Here is a 16,844-nt window from a genome sequence, read left to right as displayed (position 1 = left end):
AGGTTTTTTCTTTTCGCTTGGTTTTAAACACATACCTCTAAACGTTTTCAAACGTACACGACAACTCTATTTGAGGATGCATTAAATAGGTGAAAACAATAGTGCTATTATGTATATTGGGCTCTAACACCAATCGTAAAGGAAGTGTTAGTGATGATTCCTCTCTATACAGCCAAATATCTTTATATACCTGTACTAAAGTATCTATAATGGCATGGTTGAAAGTGTCCGTATCTTGCGGCTGAAGGTCAATTTTTATATCTGGTAATTGCTTCGGTATTGTTCTCAGTTCTTTATTGGCTTCTACTTGACGGCGAACATCCAAAATCGTAGCAATTTTCTTTTCTTGAATATCGAGGTTTCCATCAGAACCACTTACCAAAGAAAGGTCTAATTTTACATTTTCAGGAATTAAAGTAACTCCCTTTTCAAATTGGGGAAGCATATTAAATAAGATAGGAACATAACATTCTCTGTATAAAACGGCGTCTAATGTTTCACTAACTACTATATGATACTTCTGAGCATCCGGAACTGTAAAGGTCACAGCATCTGCTTGGTAATATTCGCTTACATAATTTGTTAACTCTAAAGCCTCAATGAGTTTTTTAGCGGCTTGAATGGAGTGTTGATTTACTTCTAGTAAGGTAAATTGTACTTCGTTTAATTCAAATAAAGGGGCAATTAAAGTAACAAAAGGAGCATACGGTCCACATCCGGCATAAAATATTCTAATTGGCTCATCTGGGTGTTCTTGTTGTTTGTCTTTAATAGCAGCACGTATGCCTTTTAAAAATTTAACCGTGCGTTTATAATCTAATAAACATTGTGCTGCATGATTTAAACCAAGTGCCTTCCCATTGGCAACAGGAATTGCGGCTAGGTATTCAATTTTGGTGTCATAACCAGTGATTTCTGTTGCTTTCTGAAAATAACGGTGGATAGCTTGTAAACAATGTTCGGTTTCAATTTGACTTGTCGTGTTTTCTGTAAGAAACAACACTTCTTTTTTCAAATCTAATTTGATTTCTCTTTCATCCATCTTATAAAATAAATATTAGTAGTTAGTAGATCAGGCTTTCATTCTTGACTTAGCATAAAAATACAAAAATTATACTACCATGCATTAGATAAAATTACACGATCATTTCCTTGTGTTTTAACAATACCTGCTCCATTAAATCAGAAGTGTATGGTGTTTAAAATCATCTCTAAAGCATTTTGAGAGTGTTTTTTATAATTAAGAACTCTACCACTATATTTTATGCTTCTTGTCAGTTATTTTTGCAAATAGCCAATTAGTAACAAACGATATAAACACTTTGAAAAAATTGAGAAGCGTTTTTATTACTAAACATAGAATATTAGCTATTCTATAAACACTATATGAGAATGAAAAAGTTTATAAAACCGGATAATCTCTCAACTAAAGAGAAGAAAAAAGCCATCGTTAAAATCATTTTGGGGCTGGCTATATTTGTTGTTTTTTTCTACTTTAAAAACTCTTTCGAAAAAGAAAAAGAAGAGCTTTTGAAATCTAACTTTGGGGTAACTGTTTGTAAAGTTATAGGTTTTAACAATAGTAAGATACATGGAAATGAATTTGAATATTATATAAAAAATAAACGATACTCATATCCTGATATCAATAGTGTAGAGTTTTCTAAAGGAGAATACTTTAAACTTAAATACTCCAAAGTAAAACCAGAAATATGTGAAGTTATTCTTACTGAACCAATTATAAAAGACATTAACGATTATACGATAAGTATGGCAGTAACCACTGAAACAGCAACTTACACCCCTAATACTATTGAATTCAACTATAATTATTTAGGAAAAAAATACAACAGATGCATTTATATTGAAGATTTCTCTCAATATAGCATTGGTAAAATATATGAGATACTCGTTAACAAAGAAAATCCTAAAATAGCTTATTTAAAAGATATGTTCAGTAAATTAACATCAGAATTGAATTAACCATAGCGGTGCTATGTTGACATTGATAAAGCACTTTCTTTTATAGCCCTTCAGCTCTCATTTCGAAGCTCTAATGCATAATTTGGATTAAAATTAACAATTGTACAACTGTTAATTGCTTACACTTTACTATCATACACGAAAAGGTTAGCCGTTAAACGAAATAAGCTTTGTGGGAACAGTGGGAATAGATATTAAGCACCAATAAAAACATCAGCAATTTAAACATGAGGCAAACGAATGGATTTAATAGAGCTATAAATTGCAAATAATGCAACTAAAAGTATAAAAAAACCATTACCGTATTGGCTCGAGCTATACTCTCCTATGAATATAACCCTACTCTTATCTTTATTTGTTAATACTTCTACTTTTTCTTTACCCGATACTAAAGAGCAAAACTTTTTACCCGCTCTTATAACAAAACTTTTGTCCTCAAACTCTAATTTACAATAACCATCCCAATTTGAGTTTATGCTTGAACAACTTTCTGGAGCTTCTTTAACTTCAACAATAATAGCTTCCCCTGTTTCATGAATCTTCATTTTATCATACGTATCATATAAAATAATAAATGAAATCGTCAATAAGCCTAAACTAAATAATAATAATAATTTATCTGCAGGTATCTTTTTATTCATTATTCTAATATGTCTCTAACCTTTGTTATTACAACTTCTTTGTACTATTTACAACTGTTCATTGTAACCGCTTACTCTTACCCGGCACTCGTGAGGACACGAGCGGTAGCCTTACTTTGTCATTCGCGCGCCAGCTGGGTGAACCTAAGTCCATCTTCTTGCTTGTTTTAATTATGTTACTTTACTACTAAGAATTATCTTCTACAGTAGCATTTGGTGCATTCTTTTTTACTGAAGCTATACCATTTTCCATGGCATCTTTACTTGAATCATTTCCTTCTTCTGTAAAGTTTAGTTAACTCTTCTAAACCTTCATTTTTCATAATTAAACTATCTTTAGTTAATTTATTTATGATTGAATAAGTTTTGAATGTATTGTAATCTAAATAAAGTGTATCTTTTATTAAAGTATAAGCGATAGGTGAGTCTGTATGTTCTATAAAATAAATAGAATCATTTTCAATATAAAATTGAGCATTATCATCTTCATTTTCAGCCCAAACTCCATTTAGTAAAGTTCTATCAATTGTCTTTTCTTTAGTTATTTGAACATCAAACTCTTCTTTTAATTCTTTAACATCAGATTTTTCTTTCTCTTCTTTATTCTTACTTATCTGACATGAATAAATAATAAGAGCTATAATAAAAAGTGTTTTTTTCATTTCTTTTCTTTATTGAGGTATTTCTATATGGAAGGCTCTATCTCTATTTTTGGTATATGGGGTAAAAGCCCTTTTTACTCTTGAATCGTTTAAAATATTTTTATTAAAAAGTTTAGGGTTTGAAATAGAACTAGGAGCAATATCAAATACATTATACGACTTAGGGTCTGAAACAATATGCTTAGAAACTTTACCTGGACCTACTTCATTTATTGTACTCAGCATTGCCTCTTGTATGTTAGACTCACTTAAAACTGGCAATAAATCTGTTCCTAAAATTTCGTTTACTTCTCCAGCCTTGGAATTATAATCCCTAGCCAAGACATAAGTATCTATAACTTTGTCTCCATTTCTCCCGTACTGATTATAGTCATGTTTGACTCCTCCCGGTTTATCTAAATTATTTTTCATAATTCTTGCTTGACTCTTTGGACTTCTTTGACCACTAGTTACTCTAGCGAAATCAGGGGCGGGGGGATCACCGACAACTGACAACTGATCATTGAAAACTGAAAACTGATCATTGTAACCGCTTACTCATACCCGACACTCATGAGGACACGAGCGGTAGCAATTACTTTGTCATTCGCGCGCCAGCAGGGGAAATAAAATCATAAACAACTTTAATATTTAATAACAAAATTAAAAAGGGCACAATTAATAATGGATTAATAACACTATCAACCTCTATAGTTGAAAATTCATATAACATATAAATAAAAGAAAAGATAGTAAAGGTTAATAGAGGAACTAGAACTATTTTTAATCTATTTATATTCTTATTGAAAGAAAAAACTAATAATAAGCCAGAAATAAATTGGATAAATACAATTATAAACATTCCTAATGTTTCTATATTCCTAATATTTAATTCATGACCTACGGAAAAGATAGAAATTAAAGTAATAAATGAAATAAATAATAGTAACATACCTAATATAAATCTACTACTTTTTAATATAGTTCTTTCTTTACTTATCATTTTCTTTTTTTTGTTTTAGATATTTTAGTGCTTGCGATATTATTGTTGAAAACTGCTTCTTAGTCATTCCTTCTGTATTAGTTAATTTAATCCCTGACTTATCTATAGCTCCCCAATTTTCGGTTAATAAATTGTGTACAATAATTGCTGTTTGTGTAATCGCTTTTGCTTCTTTTAACCCTCCGAAAATATCATTAGCAACATGTCTGATGCCAACTGGATCCCCATTACCTCTATGTGCATACGCATCTTGTAACGCATGTAATCCTTGTCCTAAAAGTTTTATACCTTCACTATTCTCTTGTAAATGATTTAATTTTCCAGATTTTGCAGAATTAAATATACTTTTCCATCCGAAATGAAGTCCTCTTTTCATAGCCCCTTCTTCCGAAATCCCGCCTTCTTTACCTGCCAAAAACATTTCTTTTTCCCAACCTGAACGCATTGAATGCCAAATATTATAATTCGGTCCATTTCCATCCCATTTTGTAATTTGAGAGTTTCTTGTATCCTCATAATTAACGTTGGATTTATAATACATAAAATTAGGACCGTCTTTCAAATGAGCATAGTTATTAAGATGAATATGATTTCCTGGGTTATCTGCATAGACTGAAGAATAATGCGCTATCATGTCCGCTTGTTTTTTACCTATACCAGCAGCAGCCACATATTTATAAGTCATATTATAATGACGAGTTACTGTCCATTGTCCATTGTGATCTACATGAACAACTGGATTGTTTAACACATATTGATATGGAGTTACTGGATAATAAGCTTCTGATTTTGTATCTATATTTAACCATCTACCAAGAGTCGCATCATAATTCCTAGCTCCGTAATCGTGCCATTCTAAACCAAGTTCTTCGTTTAGTTCTTTTCCATTGTACCCAAACTTCTGCGCAGTGCTATTTCCAAGGGATGAGACGTTGTTATTGTACCCTTTGTGTTTCAGTCCAAAAGGATAGTAATTCGATTCTTCAACTATTTCATTGGTACTCGGATCGTTGGTAACATCAATATCCCCGTCACCATTGGCATCCGAGTAAGACAGTCTAACGTTTCCTAAATGGTCTTTATACTGATACGTATATTTGAACCTTCCATTATTGTCAGGGCTTACATAACCTTCTGCATGATTAAAAAACTCAAGTTTTTCAATATCTGCAGTCTTCTTATAAATATAATTCCCTGCATAATTCGTTGTGGTATTCTCAACCTCTTTACGAAGTTTTACACCACTTGCATCATAGGTATAATTAATATACTTTCCGTTTATGGTTACTCTCGTTGGTAAGTTTAAGTGATTATATGTAATCTCTGTGATTCCCTTGTTTCTATCAATGGTCATATTTCCGTTATCGTCATACACAAAATCAACTGTATTATCGACATCTTTAAAACCAAAGTTTGTATTTCCAATATCTGCAACTTTTTTTAGTAAGAACGTCCTTTTTCATCAATCTATGTAAATATAAGAAATTAACCACTTCCATATATCCAATGCCTGTTTTTTTGCACGAATAAAAAACCGACTTTTAGACAACAAAACCACAACATCACTGCTGTGGTTTCATCTTTATTATTTTTAAATTATAATTTCTATTTGCTTACTCTTACCTAACGCACACGAAAGGATTCGTGCGGTAGCAGGGGCTAAATTTTATTAACTATTACTTGTTTTTATCATGGAAATCAGGGGCGGGGGGATCACCGACAACTGACAACTGATCATTGAAAACTGAAAACTGATCATTGTAACCGCTTACTCTTACCCGCCACTCGTGAGGACACGAGCGGTAGCCTTACTTTGTCATTCGCGCGCCAGCTGGGGGTGAAGATTTAGCTTCTATGATTGGTACTTCGTCTTCTATTATTGGAAGATACGAACGTAACGAGCGTACACCGTCGATTGACATTGCCAAAAATCTTGCACAAGCTCTTAATGTTTCTCTTGACTTTCTTGCTGGAGATACTTCTGTTTTGGTAAAGGATAAAGAAGTTTTACAGCGTATTGAAGATATTTCTAATTTATCGGAAGAGAAGAAGAAGTATATTTTTGATTTTATTGATATGTGTTTACGTGACTATAAAACTCAACAAGCTTACAAATAAAAAACCACGCTATAATTACTCATAACGTGGCTTCATCTTTATTATTTTTAAAATTTAATTTCTATTTCTTACTCTTACCTAACGCACACGAAAGGATTCGTGCGGTAGCAGGGGCTAAATTTTATTAACTATTACTTGTTTTTATCATGGAAATCAGGGGCGGGGGATCATCGACAACTGACAACTGATCATTGAAAACTGAAAACTGAAAACTGATCATTGTAACCGCTTACTCTTACCCGCCACTCGTGAGGACACGAGCGGTAGCAATTACTTTGTCATTCGCGCACCAGCTGGGGGGTTCATGTTACTAACCTTTCTAAATACGAACGTAACCTTTCTGTTCCATCTTTAGAAGTAGCAAAACGTATGGCGGAAGTATTAGAAATATCTTTAGATAAACTTGTGTATGGTAATAATAAAGCACAAAATACAATTGAAGATATTGAGCTACTAGCTTTATTTAGAAAAATGCAGGAACTATCCACTAAACAAAAAGAAACCGTCAAAGATTTACTTTCTGCTTTTGCTCTTAAAATTGACCTAACTAAAAAGTTAAGCAAATAAAAAACCACAACATCCCTGCTGTGGCTTTATCTTTATTATTTTTAAACTTTACTACTCGCCATTGCAAATGGCTTTCATGGTACCGTTTTTTATTTAAATTGCCTGTAACTAATTGCCATTACGCTAAAGCTAAATGTCAATTTGCGGGGTATATCAATCAGTGGGGGGCTCCACACCATTCAATAATATATTTCTTTTCGTCACAATCATATTTTACGCAATAAACTTCATTGAAATAATCTTGTGTAATAAAATCCACTTTACTTTTCTTTTTCGCTGTTAAAAACTCAAAAGATGTTTTCAATAAACCAGATTCTAAATATAAATCTTTCATACTAACCAAATTAAACTCTCCCATTTGTTCAATTTTAATTTTAACCTCTTTTAAACTTAAATATTTTACCCGTATATTCTTTACAGAAAAATCATAGCCATAACCTAGTATGTACAAATTCTGCTCATTAAATAGAACCTCATTATTTCTATTTTTTTTTACAAATTCCGTTATTATTAATCTTTCCAAAGATTTACTTTCCTGTCCTGTACAAAAATTAATAACAAAAAAAAACAATAATATAAATTTGAATCTTTTCATGGATTACTTCTTTTTAGGTAATTTAACAAAGTTTTTTTGAGGTATAATCGCCTGTATACCAGGGTTTCCATTATAAATATAAACTTTTCCATTTCCTCTTTGGAATACATAATTAGTCATATTTGGTTGATGAGCTCCTATATCACCTCTTCCTTTTCCTAAGACTCTCTCACTTGATGGACCATCCGCTACTCCTACAAATTCCCCCCACTTTCCTGTAGTGGTGCCACTAGGGTGACTATGAAACTTTGCTTTAGTCTCAGCGGTAACAGAAATTTTCACATGTCGATCTCCTGTTTTAGTAGATTCAGACACTGAACCATCTTTATTTATTGTTCCTCCATATTCTCTGGAATTAGATCCATCATTACCACCAGTACCATCGTCCTGATTAACGACATCTACCATTGACTGTCTTGTACTCTCCGCTCCTTCTATTTCAACACTATTATCGTATGCAATACTGTTATTTTTAAATACTTCTGTATTTCCACTATTTTCCTTAATAAAAGAAACTGTCTTATTTTTTTGCTCTGTAGAAATTCCATCCATAGGTGCACCAGATTCAACACTTTTTTGATCTGTTTTTACCACATAAACTTTGTCATCATCAATACCATCATCTCCTATAGTATTACCGTTTTCATCAACAAAAATACCTTGCGGAGCCATCCCATCAGGATCAATAAAATAAATAGGATTATTAAAAGCATAATTATACGGAGAATGCCTACGCATTTTCTCAGCAAGTGGATCTAAGTTCATCCACCTTCCTAAACTAGCATCATAATTTCTAGCACCAAAGTCGTGCCATTCAAGCCCTAATTCTTCATTCAATTCTTTCCCATTATACCCAAACTTCTGCGCAGTAGCATTCCCAAGGGATGAGACGTTGTCATTGTACCCCTTGTGTTTGAGTCCAAAGGGATAGTAATTCGATTCCTCTACAATTTCATTGGTATTCGGATCGTTGGTAACATCAATATCTCCATCACCATTGGCATCAGTATAGGACAGTCTAACGTTCCCTAAGTGGTCTTTGTATTGATATACATATGTAAACTTTCCATTATTGTCAGGACTTACATAACCTTCTGCATGGTTAAAAAACTCAAGTTTTTCAATATCTGCAGTCTTCTTATAAATATAATTCCCTGCATAATTCGTTGTGGTATTCTCAACCTCTTTACGAAGTTTTACACCACTTGCATCATAGGTATAATTAATATACTTACCTCCAATCGTTACTCTAGTCGGTAAGTTTAAGTGATTATATGTAATCTCTGTGATTCCCTTGTTTCTATCAATGGTCATATTTCCGTTATCATCATACACAAAATCAACTGTATTATCGACATCTTTAAATCCAAAACTTGTATTTCCAATATCTGCAACTTTTTTTAGTAAGAACGTCCTTTTTCATCAATCTATGTAAATATAAGAAATTAACCACTTCCATATATCTAATGCCTGTTTTTTTGTACGAATAAAAAACCGACTTTTAGACAACAAAACCACAACATCGCTGCTGTGGCTTCATCTTTATTATTTTTAAATTTTAATTTCTAGTTGCTTACTCTTATTCAACCACACGAAAGGATTCGTGCGGTAGCAGGGGCTAAATTTTATTAACTATTACTTGTTTTTATCATGGAAATCAGGGGCGGGGGGATCATCGACAACTGACAACTGATCATTGAAAACTGAAAACTGATCATTGTAACCGCTTACTCTTACCCGCCACTCGTGAGGACACGAGCGGTAGCAATTACTTTGTCATTCGCGCACCAGCTGGGGGTATATTACCTAGTTTAATCTGTAAAACAATCTTTTACAAAATAGCTATTTATAAAATATTCAAGAAGTTTCGTTGTTTTTTTATAACAATAATTACTATCAATACTAAACTCTATAGCCTCTTCTATTAATTTTAAGAATGATTCATAATCTACTACTCTGTAAATTTTATAATTATTTTCTCTAATAAATATAAAATATTCCTTAAGGTTATCTTGATTAGGGATATAGAATGTTCTAGAATAAACATCAACATTCAATATCTCATTTTTTGTCTCATAATAATCATTACTAATTTTAATTAAAGAGAGATAAGGAGTTTCAAGTGATTCAGCATCTGCAACTAACTCATCTTTTCTGACATATTGTTTTAAGATTAATTCAATTTCTTCTTTTTTAAAACTCGATAGAACTGGGGTTGGTTCAAATTTACAATCTCTATCCAAATCTTTTTTAGGTTGTTTGTTGGTTAAGTAGAAATGATTTATCATTATTGACAAGCATTTGATTATTAACTGCCTGCATATTTTATTTTCTTTAGCAAATACTAAAAAAATACCAATAGATCTTTTGAATTTATATCTATCAGAAATATCTAAAAATGATATTGTATTACTATCGTCATATAAAATATAATGAGTCATTGAATGACTTCCAGTAGAAACACTATAAAGACCTTTTTCAGGAATATCCTTTAGTTTATTCATTAGACCGTATATTGGAATGCTCCCTTTTTCACTCAGATAGTAATCGTATTTTTTCTTCGAAATTTTCTTTTTCTTTAATAAAATACTAGCTACTTTAACTCTAAACTCGTCTGTTACAATATTCTTTTGTGAAATACAAGAAAAGCTAGTTAAAAAAAATATTAACATTAAAGTTATTCTTACCATCTTATTTCTTCTTTTTTGAATTGGCAATATCTTTTAATATATTATAGCCAATCATGTTTGGTTTAGTTTCTGTATTATTCTTTTCATCAACGATATTTGTAGTTTCTTCTTTTTTCTTTAGCTTTTGATTTTCTACAGTATCGTGACCTATTTCATGCCCTAAAACAGAAGCCACTACATCAACAACACCTAAATCATTCTCTTTAACTATCTTAGCTAAAGGTGCATCTAGTGGACTGTCACTAATACTTTGTTTATTATCGACAGCTTCTTTTGCCGATCCAACATATACAGTTATGAGTGAAGTTCCTTCAATTTTAGTCCCATCATCACTAAGAGTACTTACTGTTTCTCCAAAAGAAAGTGCACTGTTATATTCACTAAAAGTTACTTCCACATCATGTTCAGAAGTAACCAATTGATTAAATTGATCTTTACCAGTTTTTCCTGAGTTCCTCAAAGCCTCTCCATATTTTTTATCTTTCGCTGATGCATATTTTGTATATGCTCCTTTTCCCCCATTAGCCTTTGTGTCATAAACTAACTGCCTTTTCCCATTTACTTTTTTTACCCAATCCTCTGGCGCCATCCCATCAGGGTCAATAAAATAAACAGGATTATTAAACGCATAATTATAAGGCGAGTGTCTACGCATTTCTTCTGCAAGAGGGTCAAGGTTCATCCATCTACCTAAAGAAACATCATAATTTCTAGCACCAAAGTCGTGCCATTCAAGCCCTAATTCTTCATTCAATTCTTTCCCATTATACCCAAACTTCTGCGCAGTAGCATTCCCAAGGGATGAGACGTTGTTGTTGTATCCTTTGTGTTTAAGTCCAAAGGGATAGTAATTCGATTCTTCTACTATTTCATTGGTATTCGGATCGTTGGTAACATCAATATCTCCATCACCATTGGCATCAGTATAGGACAGTCGAACGTTTCCTAAATGGTCTTTATACTGATAGGTATATTTGAACCTTCCATTATTGTCAGGGCTTGCATAACCTTCTGCATGATTAAAAAACTCAAGTTTTTCAATACCTGCAGTCTTCTTATAAATATAATTCCCTGCATAATTCGTTGTGGTATTCTCAACCTCTTTACGAAGTTTTACACCACTTGCATCATAGGTATAATTAATATACTTACCTCCAATCGTTACTCTAGTCGGTAAGTTTAAGTGATTATATGTAATCTCTGTGATTCCCTTGTTTCTATCAATGGTCATATTTCCATTCGAATCATAGGTATAATCACTTCCCGAATTTGTACCGTCTTTAAAACCAAAGTTTGTATTTCCAGAATCTGCAACTTTTTTTAGTAAGAACGTCCTTTTTCATCAATCTATGTAAATATAAGAAATTAACCACTTCCATATATCCAATGCCTGTTTTGTTGCACGAATAAAAAACCGACTTTTAGACAACAAAACCACAACATCTCTGCTGTGGTTTCATCTTTATGACTTTTAAAATTTAATTTCTGTATTGCTTACTCATACTCGCCACACGAAAGGATTCGTGCGGGAGCGGGGACTCTTCTAGCGATCAGGTTTTCTATTCAATTTTCTTAGTTATTAAGAAAAAGAACCATAATAATATTCCAAAACCTAGAGATAAAAGTAGGTTTAACTTAATTATTTCTTCATTCTTTAAAACGGAAAAAACAATATTAATACTTATTGTTATAAAACAAAATAACACTAGAAATAATATCCGTTTTATAAATTTATTTTTAATTACCATGTTTTCTTTTTATTTGATCTTTAGCTTTTTTAGCTTTCTTATCATGTTCTTTATTTTCTAAACTTTGTAATATAATTCCCTTGTACATATTATAAATAATAGATAGAGCAACAACACCTGGCGAAGGTAAAGCGACCTTTTTAGTAATAGTACCTTCAATAACTGCTCCTGATACAAAACCTTCAATATCCGCCGCTTCTATTGCTACTATTTTTTGAGCTTGTGTAACCAAAGCTTGATCAACCATAACTTCTCCACCTATAACAGGTACATATCCTGTTGACCCTGCTCTAAGTCCTGCTAAATTTATCTTTGCACCACTCAACTTAACCCATTCATTGTTAGAAAACTGATAAGTATTCCCATCAACAGAAGAGAACTTATCTCCATTTTCTGTTATATTCTCAGCAGGTTTATCAGGCTATAGAATTTGCTATTTCTTCAAAAGAAACGATTAATTCTAAAAATTCTAATTCATCTAGTTCCATTTGAGCCCATTTTAGAAATAAAACAAATTCTTTCGGGGCATATTTAGGTATAACTTGAAGTGTTTTACCCTTTTCAAAATAAAACCAAATACACTCAATTTTACAATTAGGGCAAATACTACTATGATGGTCTAATACCCCTAAATCTTTAAAATCCTGCACACAATTAGCACATATACTTCTGTTATCACTACCTACTTTATACCAATTTTTCATTATTTTAAATAATTTGCCCAAGCCTTACCATTTGGCCCGCTTAATAATCTTTGTTGAACACCTTTGGATAGACTACTTCAATTTTTCATTACCGAAGGTATTGTTTTTCCTCCAAGTTGTTTCATTGCTACAACTCTATGATGACCTCCAGATATAACAAGTCTACCATTTGGCATCTTAACAACAGGAATAGCTCGTTTTATATCGTACCCTTTTTTTGAAATTAGCTTGGCTAAATCATCTATATAATTAATTCCTTTACCTGCTCTAGGAACTGCGTGTAAAGGATTTAGTTTTCCGATACTCATTTCTATCACTTTTTTTGAAGTCTTTCCAACTCTTGCTACATTAGCCGCTCTACCAAACCAAGCATAGATACCTGCTCTTGCTAAAACAAACTCAGAAGCTATCGCAGCAAGTACAGTGTCTGTTAAACCCATTCCAACAGAATTTGGACCTTGTCTTACTTTAAATGATAGTCCAGAATCGATAAGCTCTTGTTCTATCGCTCCGCTTTCCGTAGTTCTTGTTAATTTTCCATCTACATATTCAGCATCATAATCAGCATTTGTTTTATAAACAGTAGTCTCTCCTGTTTTCGAATTTTTACGAATAATATCAGATGGTCCTTCTCCAAAATGTGATTGTGTTTCAGAAATAGCTCTCATTTCATTTCCACATTCCCCATTTTCACAATCAACATTCCATGCATTGCCATCAAAATCATAAATAGTTTGACTATCAGCTCCACTAGGGTCAGCCCAATAAACTGGATTATTATCAAAAGCAGTATAGGTACTCATCGAGTGATGCGTAACAGGATCAATAGAAGTCCAACGGGCTATAGCAGGGTCATAACTCCTAACATCCATTTCGTATAAATTCAACTCTAGAGATTCTTCAAGCTCCACACCATTGTATTTAAACTTCTGCGCCGTACTATTTCCGAGGGAAGAGACGTTTTCATTGTACCCCTTGTGTTTCAGACCAAAAGGATAGTAGTTTGATTCTTCTATAATCTCTGTACTTGCAGTAATAACGCCGTCTTTGTTATTATCTGTGTATGATAATCGTACATTTCCTAAATGGTCTTTATACTGATACGTATATTTGAACCTTCCATTATTGTCAGGACTTACATAACCTTCTGCATGGTTAAAAAACTCAAGTTTTTCAATATCTGCAGTCTTCTTATAAATATAATTCCCTGCATAATTCGTTGTGGTATTCTCAACCTCTTTACGAAGTTTTACACCACTTGCATCATAGGTATAATTAATATACTTACCTCCAATCGTTACTCTAGTCGGTAAGTTTAAGTGATTATATGTAATCTCTGTGATTCCCTTGTTTCTGTCAATGGTCATATTTCCGTTATCGTCATACACAAAATCAACTGTATTATCGAAATCTTTAAAACCAAAGTTTGTATTTCCAGAATCTGCGACTTTTTTTAGTAAGAACGTCCTTTTTCATCAATCTATGTAAATATAAGAAATTAACCACTTCCATATATCTAATGCCTGTTTTTTTGCACGAATAAAAAACCAACTTTTAGACAACAAAACCACAACATCTCTGCTGTGGTTTCATCTTTATTATTTTTAAATTATAATTTCTAGTTGCTTACTCTTACCTAACGCACACGAAAGGATTCGTGCGGTAGCAGGGGCTAAATTTTATTAACTATTACTTGTTTTTATCATGGAAATCAGGGGCGGGGGGATCATCGACAACTGACAACTGATCATTGAAAACTGAAAACTGAAAACTGATCATTGTAACCGCTTACTCTTACCCGCCACTCGTGAGGACACGAGCGGTAGCCTTAATTTGTCATTCGCGCGCCAGCAGGGGAAAAAACAAAGTTACTTCTTACCCAATAATATTATCTTTCAATACAAACTCACAACTAGCTCATTTTCAATATAATCACATTTACGGGACACATTATTTCAAAATAGCTGTGTAGATTGCACAGAAGTATATTTTTGATTTTATTGATATGTGTTTACGTGACGATAAAACACAACAAGCCTATAAATAAAAAACCACAACTTGCGCTGTGGTTTCTTTATTATATTTCTTACTCATACTCGGCACGGATTACAAATCCGCGCTATCGGGTTACAAATCCGCGCTATCGGGATTGACATAATTTTATATAAGTTTTATCTTATTTATTATTCATTTTTTTAACATTATCCCCATAGCCTTTGTATAATATTTTACCGTTTTCTTTAAATTTTACTCTATAAGAATCATCATATATTATCATGTTTTTTCTTCTAGTAAAAGGTTTTTCTAGTGAGTCATTTTTTAACTTTTCCAAAACAATACCTTGATTTTCAGAAGAACCAAATATATAATCTAAATCTATAAACAAAGGATAAAGTTTATTATCAATTACAATTTTTCTATTTGTTGCATCTGTTAGGAAGTTACCTTTATCGTTTAAGAAAATCCAAAAGTCTTCTTTATCTCTTCTTATTTCAAATGAAATATCCTCTAACCCTTTTAACTTACTTTTAAATAACTCTTCTACTTCAAGAGGAAGTATATAAACTATTGATGAGTTTTTAAATTTCACTTGATTTTGGGTGGATTTACAAGCCACACCAACAAAAAGAATGAATAATAAAATATAGTTTTTCATAATTTATTTTTTTACATGAGTTTTTAAAGCATCTCTACCTACATTTAAAGTAGCTGTAGTACCTATAAAATTAGTTTTGACTCCTCCAGAAACTTTATGCATAGCTGGTCCGGTACCACCTGTTGAAGGTGTTGAAACTGCTGGTGTACCTGTAAAAGAATCAATAGCATAAATAGGCACATTATAACCATTAGAAGTACTTAAGTCTAGATTAGAAGTAGAAGAAGCATTAACCATTCCTGGTGTGGTTGTCTTATTATGAGAATGAACTTGTCCTAATAAAATATTTTTACCTCCTTTAACGGTCTGCACACCATCTCTTCTAACATCTACACTCATAGTTGTTTTCCCATCAACACCATCTGCACCCCTAATTGAAGTAACCTCTCCTGTTGGTATATCTTCACTATAGTCCATTTTTAATACAATATTAGTTTGTCTTTCTTTTGATTGGTCTAAAACCGTTTCATTATTGACATTATTGACATCGCTTTGTATTTTATCTTCATTAACGGTAACAATACTACTTGATGATTGTAATTGAGCTGTAGCTTTTGATGACATTGTAGAACCGTTGTTTCCAGATTTAATATCATTAAAATCTTCCTTTCTGATAATTCTAACATTATTTGTTGTAGCTCCGTCTTCTCCAAGAACCTTTCCTGTTTTAACATCTAAATATACATCATCTGGTTTCATTGGAGCCATTCCATCTGGGTCAATAAAGAAAATAGGATTATTAAACGCATAATTATAAGGAGAGTGCCTACGCATCTGTTCAGCAAGTGGGTCTAAATTCATCCATCTACCAAGAGTAGCATCATAATTTCTAGCACCAAAGTCATGCCATTGGATTCCTAGTTCCTCATTAAGTTCTTTACCATTATACCCAAACTTCTGCGCCGTACTATTTCCGAGGGAATTCGTAACATTATTGTATCCTTTATGTTTGAGTCCAAAGGGATAGTAATTCGATTCCTCTACAATTTCATTGGTATTTGGGTCGTTGGTAACATCAATATCCCCGTCACCATTGGCATCCGAGTAAGACAGTCTAACGTTTCCTAAATGGTCTTTATACTGATACGTATATTTGAACCTTCCATTATTGTCAGGGCTTGCATAACCTTCTGCATGGTTAAAAAACTCAAGTTTTTCAATACCTGCAGTCTTCTTATAAATATAATTCCCTGCATAATTCGTTGTGGTATTCTCAACCTCTTTACGAAGTTTTACACCACTTGCATCATAGGTATAATTAATATACTTACCTCCAATCGTTACTCTAGTCGGTAAGTTTAAGTGATTATATGTAATCTCTGTGATTCCCTTGTTTCTGTCAATGGTCATATTTCCGTTATCGTCATACACAAAATCAACTGTATTATCGACATCTTTAAAACCAAAGTTTGTATTTCCAATATCTGCAACTTTTTTTAGTAAGAACGTCCTTTTTCATCAATCTATGTAAATGTAAGAAATTAACCACTTCCATATA

The 16,844-nt window shown here is 32.6% G+C and carries 17 protein-coding genes and 2 pseudogenes; 3 read left to right on the top strand and 16 right to left on the bottom strand.

Features of this window, described 5'->3' with window-relative positions; all coding sequences use genetic code 11:
• Positions 1-37: 37 nt before the first annotated feature.
• Positions 38-1,042: an SAM-dependent methyltransferase gene (locus tag AC2TDS_RS12230; RefSeq protein WP_484735864.1), complete on the bottom strand. Its 1,005-nt coding sequence runs from the start codon at positions 1,040-1,042 to the stop codon at positions 38-40.
• Between the two features lie 350 nt (positions 1,043-1,392).
• On the opposite strand from AC2TDS_RS12230, the gene AC2TDS_RS12225 reads away from it, so the two are divergent.
• Positions 1,393-1,983, top strand: a complete 591-nt coding sequence (locus AC2TDS_RS12225) for a hypothetical protein (protein WP_484735863.1) — start codon at positions 1,393-1,395, stop codon at positions 1,981-1,983.
• Between the two features lie 221 nt (positions 1,984-2,204).
• Here AC2TDS_RS12225 and AC2TDS_RS12220 read toward each other — a convergent pair whose 3' ends face one another.
• The 6 genes and pseudogenes from AC2TDS_RS12220 to AC2TDS_RS12195 all read right to left on the bottom strand — a co-directional run bounded on the left by AC2TDS_RS12220 (position 2,205) and on the right by AC2TDS_RS12195 (position 5,643).
• Positions 2,205-2,624, bottom strand: coding sequence for a hypothetical protein (locus tag AC2TDS_RS12220; RefSeq protein WP_484735862.1), 420 nt, complete (start codon positions 2,622-2,624; stop codon positions 2,205-2,207).
• 187 nt (positions 2,625-2,811) lie between these two features.
• Positions 2,812-2,883, bottom strand: a pseudogene (locus tag AC2TDS_RS12215) (DUF1508 domain-containing protein); the annotation flags it as partial.
• Between the two features lie 10 nt (positions 2,884-2,893).
• Positions 2,894-3,286 carry a hypothetical protein gene (locus AC2TDS_RS12210; RefSeq protein ID WP_484735861.1) on the bottom strand — a complete coding sequence of 131 codons (393 nt, stop codon included), beginning with the start codon at positions 3,284-3,286 and terminating at the stop codon, positions 2,894-2,896.
• A 9-nt stretch (positions 3,287-3,295) separates the two neighbouring features.
• A complete protein-coding gene (locus AC2TDS_RS12205; RefSeq protein ID WP_484735860.1) occupies positions 3,296-3,697 on the bottom strand; it encodes a hypothetical protein in 402 nt (133 codons plus the stop codon).
• 163 nt (positions 3,698-3,860) lie between these two features.
• Positions 3,861-4,268 carry a hypothetical protein gene (locus AC2TDS_RS12200; RefSeq protein ID WP_484735859.1) on the bottom strand — a complete coding sequence of 136 codons (408 nt, stop codon included), beginning with the start codon at positions 4,266-4,268 and terminating at the stop codon, positions 3,861-3,863.
• Positions 4,258-5,643, bottom strand: a complete 1,386-nt coding sequence (locus tag AC2TDS_RS12195; protein ID WP_484735858.1) for an RHS repeat domain-containing protein — start codon at positions 5,641-5,643, stop codon at positions 4,258-4,260. Before AC2TDS_RS12195 ends, AC2TDS_RS12200 begins: the two co-directional genes overlap by 11 nt.
• Positions 5,644-6,086: 443 nt before the next feature.
• Here AC2TDS_RS12195 and AC2TDS_RS12190 point away from each other — a divergent pair, with 443 nt between their 5' ends.
• Together AC2TDS_RS12190 and AC2TDS_RS12185 are read left to right on the top strand one after the other, a co-directional pair.
• Positions 6,087-6,386, top strand: coding sequence for a helix-turn-helix domain-containing protein (locus AC2TDS_RS12190; RefSeq protein ID WP_484738945.1), 300 nt, complete (start codon positions 6,087-6,089; stop codon positions 6,384-6,386).
• 309 nt (positions 6,387-6,695) lie between these two features.
• Positions 6,696-6,953, top strand: a pseudogene (locus AC2TDS_RS12185) (helix-turn-helix domain-containing protein); the annotation flags it as partial.
• 157 nt (positions 6,954-7,110) lie between these two features.
• On the opposite strand, the gene AC2TDS_RS12180 reads toward AC2TDS_RS12185, so the two are convergent.
• From AC2TDS_RS12180 to AC2TDS_RS12140, 9 genes are all read right to left on the bottom strand, one after another.
• The gene (locus AC2TDS_RS12180; RefSeq protein WP_484735857.1) at positions 7,111-7,548 is read right to left on the bottom strand and encodes a hypothetical protein; all 438 of its coding nucleotides are present in this window, start codon (positions 7,546-7,548) and stop codon (positions 7,111-7,113) included.
• A 3-nt stretch (positions 7,549-7,551) separates the two neighbouring features.
• Positions 7,552-8,883, bottom strand: a complete 1,332-nt coding sequence (locus AC2TDS_RS12175; RefSeq protein WP_484735856.1) for an RHS repeat domain-containing protein — start codon at positions 8,881-8,883, stop codon at positions 7,552-7,554.
• 476 nt (positions 8,884-9,359) lie between these two features.
• Positions 9,360-10,220, bottom strand: coding sequence for a hypothetical protein (locus AC2TDS_RS12170; RefSeq protein ID WP_484735855.1), 861 nt, complete (start codon positions 10,218-10,220; stop codon positions 9,360-9,362).
• Positions 10,221-10,239: 19 nt separating this feature from the next.
• Positions 10,240-11,469 carry an RHS repeat domain-containing protein gene (locus AC2TDS_RS12165; RefSeq protein ID WP_484735854.1) on the bottom strand — a complete coding sequence of 410 codons (1,230 nt, stop codon included), beginning with the start codon at positions 11,467-11,469 and terminating at the stop codon, positions 10,240-10,242.
• Positions 11,470-11,975: 506 nt separating this feature from the next.
• The gene (locus tag AC2TDS_RS12160) at positions 11,976-12,311 is read right to left on the bottom strand and encodes a hypothetical protein (RefSeq protein ID WP_484735853.1); all 336 of its coding nucleotides are present in this window, start codon (positions 12,309-12,311) and stop codon (positions 11,976-11,978) included.
• Positions 12,312-12,402: 91 nt separating this feature from the next.
• A complete protein-coding gene (locus AC2TDS_RS12155) occupies positions 12,403-12,690 on the bottom strand; it encodes a hypothetical protein (RefSeq protein WP_484735852.1) in 288 nt (95 codons plus the stop codon).
• A gap of 77 nt (positions 12,691-12,767) precedes the next feature.
• A complete protein-coding gene (locus tag AC2TDS_RS12150; protein ID WP_484735851.1) occupies positions 12,768-14,078 on the bottom strand; it encodes an RHS repeat-associated core domain-containing protein in 1,311 nt (436 codons plus the stop codon).
• Positions 14,079-14,866: 788 nt separating this feature from the next.
• Complete coding sequence (locus AC2TDS_RS12145; protein WP_484735850.1) at positions 14,867-15,346, bottom strand: hypothetical protein; 480 nt, start codon at positions 15,344-15,346, stop codon at positions 14,867-14,869.
• 3 nt (positions 15,347-15,349) lie between these two features.
• Complete coding sequence (locus AC2TDS_RS12140; protein ID WP_484735849.1) at positions 15,350-16,717, bottom strand: RHS repeat domain-containing protein; 1,368 nt, start codon at positions 16,715-16,717, stop codon at positions 15,350-15,352.
• Positions 16,718-16,844 lie beyond the last annotated feature (127 nt).

Source organism: Tenacibaculum profundicola, from assembly GCF_057220795.1.
Note: the sequence above shows the minus strand (reverse complement) of the source record. Positions and strands in the feature narration are given on the sequence as shown.

Coding starts and splice junctions, on each gene's coding strand:
- AC2TDS_RS12165 (WP_484735854.1), bottom strand. CDS start 11,469: ATGACCATTGATAGAAACAAGGGAATCACAGAGATTACATATAATCAC.
- AC2TDS_RS12145 (WP_484735850.1), bottom strand. CDS start 15,346: ATGAAAAACTATATTTTATTATTCATTCTTTTTGTTGGTGTGGCTTGT.
- AC2TDS_RS12210 (WP_484735861.1), bottom strand. CDS start 3,286: ATGAAAAAAACACTTTTTATTATAGCTCTTATTATTTATTCATGTCAG.
- AC2TDS_RS12225 (WP_484735863.1), top strand. CDS start 1,393: ATGAAAAAGTTTATAAAACCGGATAATCTCTCAACTAAAGAGAAGAAA.
- AC2TDS_RS12230 (WP_484735864.1), bottom strand. CDS start 1,042: ATGGATGAAAGAGAAATCAAATTAGATTTGAAAAAAGAAGTGTTGTTT.
- AC2TDS_RS12180 (WP_484735857.1), bottom strand. CDS start 7,548: ATGAAAAGATTCAAATTTATATTATTGTTTTTTTTTGTTATTAATTTT.
- AC2TDS_RS12205 (WP_484735860.1), bottom strand. CDS start 3,697: ATGAAAAATAATTTAGATAAACCGGGAGGAGTCAAACATGACTATAAT.
- AC2TDS_RS12155 (WP_484735852.1), bottom strand. CDS start 12,690: ATGAAAAATTGGTATAAAGTAGGTAGTGATAACAGAAGTATATGTGCT.
- AC2TDS_RS12200 (WP_484735859.1), bottom strand. CDS start 4,268: ATGATAAGTAAAGAAAGAACTATATTAAAAAGTAGTAGATTTATATTA.
- AC2TDS_RS12220 (WP_484735862.1), bottom strand. CDS start 2,624: ATGAATAAAAAGATACCTGCAGATAAATTATTATTATTATTTAGTTTA.
- AC2TDS_RS12170 (WP_484735855.1), bottom strand. CDS start 10,220: ATGTTAATATTTTTTTTAACTAGCTTTTCTTGTATTTCACAAAAGAAT.